We start from the raw sequence: 11,138 nt of genomic DNA on the forward strand, positions 1-11,138 counted from the left end.
CGCATGCAAAAGGGCGCCCGCGGTTGCGAGCGCCCTTCGCTAGGGCCCGCCGCCTGCGTGGGAACGGCGGGAACCCGGACCGGAAAGCTCCGGAATTACATCCCGTTGTGCAGATTGGTGTCCGCGTCGTGGGTGCGCATGTCCTTGGCCTTGGCGTCGCCTTCGGCGCGGACGGCATCAGCCTGGTTCTGCAGATTGTCCTGCGCCGCATCGGTGGTGGCGTTGGCGGCAACCGCCTCGATGTTGTCGGCGACGTTCTCGGCATTCGCCTCGATATTGTCAGCCGCCTGTTCGCGCGGGGTGTTGTTGCACGCCGAAAGCGCGATCAGGCCGGCAGCAGCGCCGAGCACGAGCATCTTCTTCATCATCATTGCCCTTTACGTTGGTACAGTCGAAAAATCGTTGGCGGAAAAGCGTTGGGAGCGGAAATCAACGACGTGGCGCTTTGTTCCGACGCTGTAACGCGAACGAGACGAACGGAGTGCGCCGGCGGAAGCCTGGTCCGCGCCCGATCCCTGATTTGCAGGTGCCCCGCCTAGCGATCGGCAAGCGCGCGCTGGAGGGCGTCGGCGCCGTCGAACCGCGTCTCCCCCACGAAGATCACCGGCGTGGTGGCGACGCCGAACCTGGCCTTCACCGCTTCGACGTCGTCGCGTGTGCGAAGTACCTGATCGTCGATATCATAGCCGCGCTCGAGCAGCAGTTCGCGAGCGCGCACGCCGAACGGGCAGACATGGTCGGGCAGCACCATCCGGTACAGGGTCGCGCGCTTCTCTTCGGCCATGGCAATCTCCTTGCAATGCAAATGCTTGGAAGTCGCACAGGTTGCGATGATCAGCTGCGCAGGAAGAGATTGCGGAACCAGACAGGACCGCTGCGTGCAGCGGCGGCGCGCCAATCGTCTGCGGCATCCTCAGGATCGTAGCGGCGGGGATCGAACAGCTTGATCCGCACGCCGCGATAGGAAGCCGCGTCATAGGTGACCAGCGTCAACGCATGTTCGAGTGCGGTCGCGGCCATCAGCGCATCGCGGTCGCCCGCCAACGGTACCTGGCCCCGCCGCCGTGCGACGGCCAGGTCCACCGGCAGGAGGTGGTTGCCGAAGGCGGGGACCAGCTGTTCGTCGATCCATCGCCGGACGGCCGCGGCACCATCCCCGCGCGGCGCGCGGGCGGCCAGCGCCTCCACCTCCGCCAGCGCCAGAACGGACACGAACAACTGCTCGCGCGGTACCCCGCCGGCCCAGGCGGACAGCCGCGGATCGGCCTCGCCGCCGCGGGCCTTGCGCAGATCGAGCAGGACGGTCGTATCGAGCAGGTACATTCACCAGCGTCCGGATTCATGCTCGGCGGGGAAAGGCTCGGCCGCAGCCAGCGCATCGACGATGCTTTCGCGCTCCCCGGTGAAGGCGCGGAAGCTGGCGATGCTCATCAGCACATGCGTGGGCTTGCCGCGATCGGTGATGAACACCGGCTCGGTGCGGGCGAATCGCTTCGCGGCGCTCACGTCCTGGTTGAACTCGCGGCTGCTGATCACCTTCATCGCGGCATCCCCGGCGCCGATCTGGTAGCGCACACATGTAGGTACGTACCTATGCTGTGGGGCGGCCGCAACACTTGCGGCCCGCCGCCCGGAAAAGTGTGCGCCTGCCTCGATCCGCCCTTGCGGAGCGCTGCGCGACGCGCTCCCTAGGGGCTCGCCCCGGCGCAGCAGATGCCGGGCGCACGAGGGGATCTGACCGAATGAACGAGCTGCTGACCGGCGCCTGGCACGCGCTTACCGACGTCCTGAACCCGCACGGCCCGGCGGTGCACGCCGCCAAGACCTATGCGCCGGGCGACTTCAGCATCCATTTCTTCCTGCAGCTCGCGATCATCCTGCTTGCCTGCCGCGTGGTCGGCTGGGCCGGGCAGAAGTTCCTCAAGCAGCCGCAAGTGGTGGGCGAGATGATCGCCGGGGTGGTCCTCGGCCCCTCGCTGCTCGGACTGTTGTTCTCCGATCTGCAGCTCGCGATCTTCCCCAAGGAGACGCGCAACGTCCTTTATGCCGGTGCGCAGCTGGGCGTCGGGCTCTACATGTTCATGGTCGGGCTGACGCTGCGGCTCGACCATTTCCAGTCCAAGGCGAAGAGCGCCGCAGGCGTCTCCGCCGCCGGCATCGCCGCGCCCTTCCTGCTCGCCGCGATGATCACGCCGTTCCTGCTCACCGTGCCGGGGCTGTTCACGCCGGGCATCAGCCAGGCCAATGCGACGCTGTTCCTGGGCGCCTGCATCGCGCTGACTGCCTTCCCGATGCTCGCACGCATCATCAACGAGCGCGGCCTCGCCAATTCGGCGCTCGGCACGCTCTCGCTCACCGCCGGTGCGTTCGACGATGCCGCGTCCTGGTGCGTGCTGGCGGTGGTGCTGGCGACTTTCGGCGCAGGCGCGGGCGTGGCGGTGCTCGCGATCGGCGGCGCGGTGCTCTACACCGGCTTCATGCTGCTGTTCGGCCGGCGCCTGCTGGCCCCGCTCGGCCGGGTCGTCGAGGCGCGCGGCGAGATGACGAGCGCAATGCTCGCCGTCACGATGATGTTGTTCTGCCTGTCGGCCTTCGTCATGGACGCGATCGGCATCCACGCCATCTTCGGCGGCTTCCTGATGGGCGTCTGCATGCCGCGCGGGCTGTTCGTCACCGAGCTGAAGCGCAAGGTGGAGCCGCTGGCGGTCGTGCTGCTGCTGCCGATGTTCTTCACCTATTCGGGGCTCAACACCCGGATGGACATGGTGAATTCGCCGTCGCTGCTGCTGATCGCGCTCGGCATCCTGGCGGTTTCCGTCCTTGCCAAGTTCGGCGCGTGCTGGGCCGCGGCGCGGATCGCCGGCGAGGACAACCGTACCGCACTCGGCATCGGCGCGCTGATGAACTCGCGCGGGCTGATGGAGCTGATCATCATCAACATCGGCCTGCAGAAGGGCATCATCGGCCCGACATTGTTCTCGATGCTGGTGTTGATGGCGATCGTCACCACCGTCATGGCAACCCCGCTGTTCGAGGCCGTCTATGGCCGCAAGGCGCGGGCGAGCGGCGAGCTCGACGCGCTCGACGGCCAGCTGGCGACGGTGTGACGCCTAGCCGGCCAACTGGCGGATCAGCTCGCGGTGGCCGGGCAGGTCCGCCACCGCCTGCTCGCCGAAGCCGCGGATGCGGGCGAACTGGCGCGCCGCGGCCTCGGCATGGGGGAAGCCTTCGCGCGCGCCCGACAGGTCGGTGCGGAAGTCCATCCCGTAGAGGATGTACTGGTAGTTGAAGAAGGCGAAGCTTTCGACGTCGAGCAGGAAGTCGAACCGGCTCGGCGGGCGATGGCGCCATTGTTCGAGCAGCGCCTGGAGCGTGTCCGGGATCGTGGCGGGATCGCGGTTGTCGCGCCAGAACGGCTCCTCGCGCCGGCTCAGGCAGTAATGGAGCTTGAGGAAATCGGCGATCCGCTCGTAGCGCGCCGTCATCAGCGCGTTGAAGCGCGCGGCGGGGGCGTCGACCGGGCCGGCATGGGGAAACAGCTCGGCGATCATCGCCGCGGCGGCTTCGATCAGCACCACGCCGGTCGCCTCCAGCGGCTCCAGAAAGCCTCCCGCCAGCCCCACGGCGACGCAGTTCTTCACCCAGGGCGCGCGACGATAGCCCGGCTCGAAGCGGATCAGCCTTGCGTCGTGCGGCGCGCCGAGATGCGCGTCGAGGATTTCGGCCGCGCGGTCGTCGTCCAGATGCGCCGAGGAGTAGACGCAGCCGATGCCGCGCGCATGCTGCAGGCCGATATCCCAGGTCCAGCCGCCCTGGTGCGCGGCGGCGACGGTGGTCGTCGCGATCGGCGCTTGCGGATCGGCATAGGGCAGCTTGCAGGCGAGCGCGCGATCGGTGAACAGCTGGTGCCGCACCGAGGTGAGGGGCGATCCCAGCGCCTTGCCGATCAGCGCCGCCTCGAATCCCGAGCAATCGATATAGAGGTCGGCGGTCAGGCTGCCATGCGCGTGCGTCTCGATCCGGTCGATCGCGCCCTCGGCATCGACATGCGCCTCGAACACTTCGCCTTCCAGATGCGTCACGCCCAGTTCGATCGCGCGGTCGCGCAGCAGCTGCGACAGCCGCACCGCGTCGAAATGATAGGCATAGGTGAGCGGCCCGCCGAACCCCGCCTCCTCAGCCCGCTTGGGCGCGCGCCCGCCCGCGGCGACGCGGTTCTGGATCGTCATCGCCTCGGCGAAGGGCGCCCGCGTGCCCTCGGGCTGGAGCAGCCAGTACGGCACCAGCCCCGCGCCCTCGGTGTGGAACGGCGCCTCGAACGGATGGAGGAAGCGGTGGCGGGTGCCGTCCGGCTGGGGGGCGTGCAGCCAGTCGTCGAAGCGGATGCCCTGCTTGAAGGTGGCGCTGGCGCGCCGCACGAAGCTGCGCTCGTCGATGCCTAGAAACTGCAGCGTCTCCCGGATCGTCGGGAAGCCGCCCTCGCCCACACCGACGATCCCCAGCGCCGGTGATTCGAGCAGCGTGATCGTGAAGCGCTGCTGATGGGCGATGTCGAGATAGCGGGCGAGATAGGCGGCGGTGAGCCAGCCCGCCGTGCCGCCGCCCAGGATCAGGATCCGCCGCATGGGGTTCATGGCGTTCTTGCTAGGCCGCGCCGTGGCTTCGGGCAATGGTCGTAGACCGGTCGAAAGCATTTGCCTCGGCCCCGAGGCTCCGGTTACTCGGACAAATAAACGAGGGGAGAAGCACCATGGCGATCAGGACGTTGGCAGGCATGGCGGCAATGCTGCTGGCATCGGCGAGCGTGCAGGCCGCCCCGCGCGATCCGCTCGCCCCCACCGGCCGCTGGTCGGCCAATACCGATGGCCGCGCCCCCACCCCGCCGATGGGCTGGAACAGTTGGAACGCCTTCGCGACCGATGTCGACGAGGAGAAGGTGCTCGCCTCGGCGCAGAGGATCGTCGACACCGGGCTCGCCGCCAAGGGCTATCGCTACATCAACCTCGATGAAGGCTGGTGGGACCATCGCCGCGCCGACGGCCGGATGCTGGTCCGCGCGGATAAATTCCCCTCCGCCCGCACCGCCGACGGCGCGACCTCGTTCAAGCCGTTCACCGATCGCCTGCACGCCATGGGGTTGAAGGCCGGCATCTACACCGATCTAGGCCGCAACACCTGCGCCCAGGCCTATGGTCCCAACGAGCCGAACCTGCCGCGCGGCAGCGTGCTCGAGCGCGAAGTCGGGCTCTACGGCCATATCGACCAGGACATCGCGCTCTATTTCGGCGAATGGGGCTTCGATTACATCAAGATCGACGGCTGCGGCCTGCGCGCATACGGCGAGGACAGCCCGCTGGTCCGCGCCGGCCGGCACCACGCGCTGGCCCCGCTGCTCGATCTCGACAGCGTCAACCGATCGAACATCCCGGCGGTGCGCGGCATGTTCGAGCAGGTGAAGGCCGCGCTCGTACGCGCCGATCCGGACGGCGACTATCTGCTGTCGCTGTGCATCTGGGGATCGGCCGACGTGCGCAGCTGGGCCAAGGACGTCGGCAACATCTCGCGCACCAGCGACGACATCACCCCGCACTGGACGCGCCTGCTCACCAACTTCGACACGGCGGCGCGGCGCCCGCTCTATGCGCATCCGGGGTCGTGGAACGACCCCGACATGCTGTTCATCGGCAAGGGCGAGTTCGATGCCGAGCATCTCACCGAAGCCCGCGCGCACTTCGCGCTCTGGGCGATGGTCTCGGCGCCCTTGCTGATCGGCGCCGACCTGCGCACCACGCCGCAGGCGCTGATGGACATTTTCGGCAATGCCGCGCTGATCGCGATCGACCAGGATCCCGCCGGCAACCAGGCGGTGCTCGCCTTCGACAGCGACGATTTCCAGATCCTCGTCAAGACGCTGGCGAATGGCGACAAAGCGGTGGCGCTGTTCAACCGCAGCGCCGCGCCGATGGAGGCGATCCTCACCGCGCAGCACCTCAAGCTGCGCGACGATGCGGCCATCGCGCTGACCGATCTGTGGAGCGGTGCGCCGTCCAGCTTCCAGAAGGAGACGACCTTCAAGCTCGCGGCGCACGAGACGCTGGTGTTCCGCGCCAAGGGCACACGGCTGCTCGCCGACGGCTTCTATCTTTCCGAATTGCCCGGCATCGTCAATCCGGCGGTCGACGGCGTCACCGCGCCGATGGCCGATCCCTCGATCCACCGCGCCGTCGTTTCCTGGACCGGTACGCGCGGTGCGGGACAGCGGCCGCTCTATGCCGGCTGGGGCGGCGCGCAGGCCGACGCCACACCCTATGGCCGCGAGCTCGCAGTGGCGGGCAAGCACTTTACGGCCGGCCTGGGCGTGCTCGCCAATTCGCGGCTCGAAGTGCGCAATCCCGGCTTTCGGCAGCTCAGCGTCTCGGTGGGGGTAGACGATTCGGCGACCGACGCGGCGCGCGGGGTGACCTTCCAGATCTATGGCGATCGCCGCCTGCTCGCCACCAGCGCCCCGATGCGGCGCGGTGTCGCCGCCAAGCCGCTGACCGCGAACGTCGCCGGCGTTAAACTCGTCGAGCTGGTCGCGCGTTCACCCGGCGCCATTAACGAGAAGCTGCCGGTCGCGTGGGGGGATGCCGCCTACCGGCGCTGATCATAACGCAAGCGAAATCAATAGTTCACCCTGGACTGCTGATATCCATTGTCAGCTGCGGCCGCTTGTTTCGCGCCGATAACCCGCATATCCCGGATCGGTTTCCGGGACAGGTCGTTCTGCTTCCCTAATGAGGCCTGAGCAGACATGACCGCGACCCAACTCCCCCCGGCGCTGCGCGCGTATTTCCAGAGCTCGCCCGTCGCCTTGTCGCTGGGCGAGGCAGTCGACGATCACCCGCTGCTGCTCACCAACCAGCGTTTCCGCGATCTGACCGGCTATGGCTCGAACGACGTCGTCGGCCGGAACTGCCGATTCCTCCAGGGCGACAGTGACAACCGGGAGCCGCGCCTCCGCATCCGCGCGTTCCTGGGCGACGAAGCGCAGACCAGCGTGCGCACCGCGATCCTCAATTTCCGCAAGGACGGCACGCCGTTCGTCAACCTGCTCTACATGTCGAAGCTGCGCGCGCTGACCGGCGAGGTGCGCTATATCTTCGCCTCGCAGTTCGACGTCAGCCGCACCCAGCCGGAACGGCTCGCCGATTATGACGCGGCGCTGGGGCAGACGATCGCCAAGCTGGCACCCGTGGCCGCGGAGAGCGGCATCGCGGTGGAAGGCACGCTCATCACCATCGCCAACACCGCGGCGACGATCGCGCAAGCAAAGATGACGCTGTCCGACCTCGATACGAGCAGCTTCCTGTGAACGCGCCGTTCGACGCCAAGGCGAAGACCCTGCCGGTGGTCGGCATCGGCGCTTCGGCCGGCGGGCTGGAGGCGCTGCGCGAGATGCTCGCGCCGGCCTGCGCGCCGACCGGCATGGCGTTCGTCATCGTCCAGCATCTCGATCCCAACCATGAGAGCATGCTGGCGCAGCTGCTCGACCGGCAGACCAATCTCGAAGTGCTTCAGTGCGAGGGCGGCGAGCGGATCGAGGCGGACAAGGTCTATATCATTCCCCCCGGCCACGGCCTCGCCATACGCGGCGGTACGCTGGAGCTGACCGATTTCGCCCAGCCGCGCGGCCTGCGCCGCCCGATCGACGACTTCTTCCTCTCGCTTGCCGCCGACCAGCAGGGCAATGCCGCCTGCGTGATCCTCTCGGGTACCGGCGCCGACGGCACCATCGGCCTGCGCGCGGTGAAGGAACATGGCGGCGTCTGCCTGGTGCAGGCGCCCGAGAGCGCGCGCTATGACGGCATGCCGTTGTCCGCGGTCGGCACCGGCCTTGTCGACTTCGTCAAGGCGCCGGGCCAGATGCTCGATTGCCTTCATGCCTTCTTCCACCGCAGCGGCGACGAGGCGCAGCGCGAAGAGGCGTCGCTCGTCGCCGACCATGTCGATGAACTGTGCAAGGTACTGCGTACCGCCGTCGGCCACGACTTTTCGGGCTACAAGCGCACCACGCTGATCCGCCGGATCGAGCGGCGGATGCACGTGCTCGGCATGACCAGCGGCCGCGCCTATCTGGCCCGCGCCAAGTCCGATGCCGACGAATGCGAGGCGCTGTTCCGCGACCTGCTGATCAACGTCACGCGTTTCTTCCGCGATGCCGACCTGTTCGATCGGCTGCGCACCCAGGTGGTCGAGCCGCTGATGCGCAGCTGGACGAGCGAGGAGGACATCCGCGTCTGGATCCCCGGCTGCTCCTCGGGCGAGGAAGCCTACAGCATCGCGATGCTGTTCGCGGAGGCGGCCCGCAAGCTGGCCTTGCCGTCCACCGGTGTGCAGATCTTCGCGACCGATATCGACGAGCAGATGCTGCAGATCGCCCGCAACGGCGCCTATCCCGCCTCCGCGCTGGTCGACCTGCCGCCGGCGATGCGCGAGCGCTACACGCTGCCGCACAGCGAGCGGTTCCAGATCGTGCCGCAGATCCGCGACATGATCCGCTTTTCCAACCACAGCCTGGTCAAGGACCCGCCCTTTTCGCGGATCGACCTGGTCTCGTGCCGCAACCTGCTGATCTATTTCGACGATCGCCTGCAGCAATCGGTGATGCCGCTGCTCCATTATGCGATCCGGCCCGAGGGCTATCTGTTCCTGGGCCCCTCGGAGACGATCGGCCGGTTCGAGCATCTTTTCCCGGCGATCGACCACCAGGCACGCATCTTCCAGCGTTCGCCCGGCGCCCCCAACTATCCGATCGACCTGCCGGGCAGCGCGCCCGCCCGCAGCGTGCGTGAAGACCGCCACGCCCGCCACGCGGGCCGCGTCGGCGCGGAGGAAACCGCGGCGGTCCGCCGGCTGATCGATCGCTACGCGCCCGCCAGCCTGGTGCTCGACCAGGACGGCGTGATCATCGCCGCCTATGGCCGGCTGGGCCGCTACTTCGACTTTCCGGTGACCCGCACCGGCGGATCGAGCGCGATCGGCCTCGCCCGTCCCGGGCTGCGCAACGTGCTGGGGCCGCTGCTCCGCGCCGGGCGCGACCAGCGCAAGCGGGTGGTGGCGCGCGACGTGACGGTGGAATCCGAATATGGCGCCCAGGCGATCGACGTAATTTGCGATCCGCTGCCCGACGGCACCTTGCTCTTCGTGTTCCGCGAGACCGCGCCGTTCCGCCCCGCACTCGACGAGGATGCCGCCGAACTCGACGCCGGCGACGACCATCTCGACGCGCTGGAGGACGAGCTTCGCGTCACCCGCCACCGCCTGCGTACCACCGTCGAGGAACTGGAGACCGCGAACGAGGAGCTGAAGAGCTCGAACGAAGAAATGATGTCGATGAACGAGGAGCTCCAGTCGACCAACGAGGAGCTGTCCACGGTCAACGACGAGCTGAAAAGCAAGGTCGACCAGCTCACCGTCGCCAATTCGGACCTGCGCAACTTCTTCGAATCGACGGACCTCGCGGTGGTGGTGCTCGATGACGAGCTGCGCATCCGCAGCTTCACCGAAGCGGCGACGGCGCTGTTCCCGCTACAGCCGAGCGACCGCGGCCGGCCGCTGGCCGACGTCTCCAGCCGGCTGTCGGGTACCGACTATCTCGCCGACGCGCGCGCGGTGGTCGCCGGCGCGGGCCCGCTCCAGCGGCGGGTAAGCACCCAGGACGGCAGCCGCACGCTGTCGATGCGCACCCTGCCCTATCGCGCGCAGAACGGCACGACCGACGGCGCGACGCTGGTGCTGACCGACATTACCGACGCGCTCTCGCTCGAGCGCGCGCTGGCGGCAGAGCGCGAGCGGCTCGACATGGCGATCCGCGCCGGCGGCATCGCGGTGTGGGAGTATCGCGTCGATACCGGCGAGACCGTGGTCGACGAGCATGCGCGCATGGTGCTCGGCATCGGCCCGGACCTTGCGCTCGACGATCCCAAAGCGCGGCTCGATCGGCTGCATCCCGAGGACCGCCCGGCCTTCGAGCTGGAACTGGCGCAGGTGACCGCCGAGGGGGGCGACCTCGAGATCAGCTACCGCATTCTCGACGGGGACGAGGTGCGCCGCATCAAGACGTTCGGACGATTGGTGGAGGATGCCGGCCCGCGCCGGCTGGTTGGCGTGTCGATCGACGTCACCCCCGAATATGCGCTGGCGGAAACGCGCGAGCTGATGCTGCGCGAGATGAACCACCGGGTGAAGAACCTGTTCGCGATCGTCAGCGGCATGATCTCGGCCGGCGCACGCAGCCATGACGACGTGACCCGCTTCGCCAACGACATGCGCGAGCGGATCGCTGCGCTGGGGCGCGCCCATTCGCTTGCCGCCCCGGCAGGCGCGGTGCAGTCGATCGAGCTGGCCGACCTGGTGGAGGCGACGCTTGCGCCATATCGGGACCACGCGAGGATCGAAATTCACGGCCCGAGCGTAAAGATTCATCGGACCTGTTTGTCGCCCCTTGCGTTGATGCTGCACGAATGGGCGACGAACGCGGTCAAATATGGGGCACTTGGTGCAGACAAGGGGGAACTCTCCGTTGTCTGGACGCGCGCGCCCGACGGCGTTCGGCTCGACTGGCGCGAAGCGGGAGATCGACCCGTTTCGGTGGAATCCGGCACCGGCTTCGGCACGATTCTGGTACAAACCTCGTCACGCCAACTTGGGGTGACGGTCAGCCGGTCGGCGGAGGATCACAACTTCGCCATCCAAATCCATCTGCCTGCGAAAGTGCTTGCGAATGACGAAGACGGTGATGCTCATCGAGGATGAGCTGTTCGTGGCGCTGGACGTACAGGACGTGGTGGAAGAAGCCGGCTTCGCGGTGGACGGCCCCTATGTCTCGGTTGCCGAGGCACTGCAGGCGGTGGAAAACCATCTGCCGGGCTGCGCCATCCTCGACGTGCGCCTGACCGACGGCGAGGTCTTCCCCGCCGCCGACGTGCTGCGCGATGCGGGCGTGCCGATCATCTTCCATTCGGGCCATGCCGACGCCACGTCGTTGCGGGGTCGCTATCCGCAGGCACTGGTATGCTCCAAGCCCTGCTCGCCCAGCGCGCTGCGCGCGGCGGTGGAAACCGTGTTCGGGCGCTGACTCGCACAGGCTTGCCGCC

At 67.8% G+C, this 11,138-nt stretch carries 10 protein-coding genes; 5 read left to right on the top strand and 5 right to left on the bottom strand.

The window, feature by feature from the left end; translation table 11 throughout:
• Window positions 1-95 precede the first annotated feature (95 nt).
• The 4 genes from SPI01S_RS09665 to SPI01S_RS09680 all read right to left on the bottom strand — a co-directional run bounded on the left by SPI01S_RS09665 (window position 96) and on the right by SPI01S_RS09680 (window position 1,542).
• On the bottom strand, window positions 96-365 hold the full coding sequence (locus SPI01S_RS09665) for a hypothetical protein (RefSeq protein ID WP_066721753.1): 270 nt from the start codon (window positions 363-365) through the stop codon (window positions 96-98).
• 170 nt (window positions 366-535) lie between these two features.
• Window positions 536-784 (bottom strand): glutaredoxin domain-containing protein, encoded by a 249-nt coding sequence (locus tag SPI01S_RS09670; protein ID WP_084253365.1) that lies wholly within the window; start codon window positions 782-784, stop codon window positions 536-538.
• 50 nt (window positions 785-834) lie between these two features.
• Complete coding sequence (locus tag SPI01S_RS09675) at window positions 835-1,323, bottom strand: PIN domain-containing protein (RefSeq protein ID WP_066721622.1); 489 nt, start codon at window positions 1,321-1,323, stop codon at window positions 835-837.
• The gene (locus SPI01S_RS09680; protein WP_066721757.1) at window positions 1,324-1,542 is read right to left on the bottom strand and encodes a type II toxin-antitoxin system Phd/YefM family antitoxin; all 219 of its coding nucleotides are present in this window, start codon (window positions 1,540-1,542) and stop codon (window positions 1,324-1,326) included. It abuts the gene before it with no gap.
• A gap of 200 nt (window positions 1,543-1,742) precedes the next feature.
• Here SPI01S_RS09680 and SPI01S_RS09685 point away from each other — a divergent pair, with 200 nt between their 5' ends.
• Window positions 1,743-3,107, top strand: coding sequence for a cation:proton antiporter (locus SPI01S_RS09685; RefSeq protein WP_066721624.1), 1,365 nt, complete (start codon window positions 1,743-1,745; stop codon window positions 3,105-3,107).
• A gap of 3 nt (window positions 3,108-3,110) precedes the next feature.
• Here SPI01S_RS09685 and SPI01S_RS09690 read toward each other — a convergent pair whose 3' ends face one another.
• Window positions 3,111-4,634 (bottom strand): tryptophan halogenase family protein, encoded by a 1,524-nt coding sequence (locus SPI01S_RS09690; RefSeq protein WP_066721626.1) that lies wholly within the window; start codon window positions 4,632-4,634, stop codon window positions 3,111-3,113.
• Window positions 4,635-4,750: 116 nt separating this feature from the next.
• Between SPI01S_RS09690 and SPI01S_RS09695 the strand changes: the two genes are divergently transcribed.
• The 4 genes from SPI01S_RS09695 (at window position 4,751) to SPI01S_RS09710 (ending at window position 11,119) form a co-directional block, all read left to right on the top strand.
• Window positions 4,751-6,646, top strand: coding sequence for an NPCBM/NEW2 domain-containing protein (locus tag SPI01S_RS09695; protein ID WP_066721628.1), 1,896 nt, complete (start codon window positions 4,751-4,753; stop codon window positions 6,644-6,646).
• A 147-nt stretch (window positions 6,647-6,793) separates the two neighbouring features.
• The gene (locus SPI01S_RS09700; RefSeq protein WP_066721629.1) at window positions 6,794-7,354 is read left to right on the top strand and encodes a PAS domain-containing protein; all 561 of its coding nucleotides are present in this window, start codon (window positions 6,794-6,796) and stop codon (window positions 7,352-7,354) included.
• A complete protein-coding gene (locus tag SPI01S_RS09705) occupies window positions 7,351-10,797 on the top strand; it encodes a CheR family methyltransferase (protein ID WP_245653538.1) in 3,447 nt (1,148 codons plus the stop codon). Before SPI01S_RS09700 ends, SPI01S_RS09705 begins: the two co-directional genes overlap by 4 nt.
• A complete protein-coding gene (locus SPI01S_RS09710; protein ID WP_066721631.1) occupies window positions 10,766-11,119 on the top strand; it encodes a response regulator in 354 nt (117 codons plus the stop codon). The genes SPI01S_RS09705 and SPI01S_RS09710 overlap by 32 nt, the downstream gene beginning before the upstream one ends.
• The last annotated feature ends 19 nt before the right edge of the window (window positions 11,120-11,138 follow it).

The sequence above is a fragment of the Sphingomonas pituitosa NBRC 102491 genome, assembly GCF_001598435.1.
Taxonomy (GTDB): domain Bacteria; phylum Pseudomonadota; class Alphaproteobacteria; order Sphingomonadales; family Sphingomonadaceae; genus Sphingomonas; species Sphingomonas pituitosa.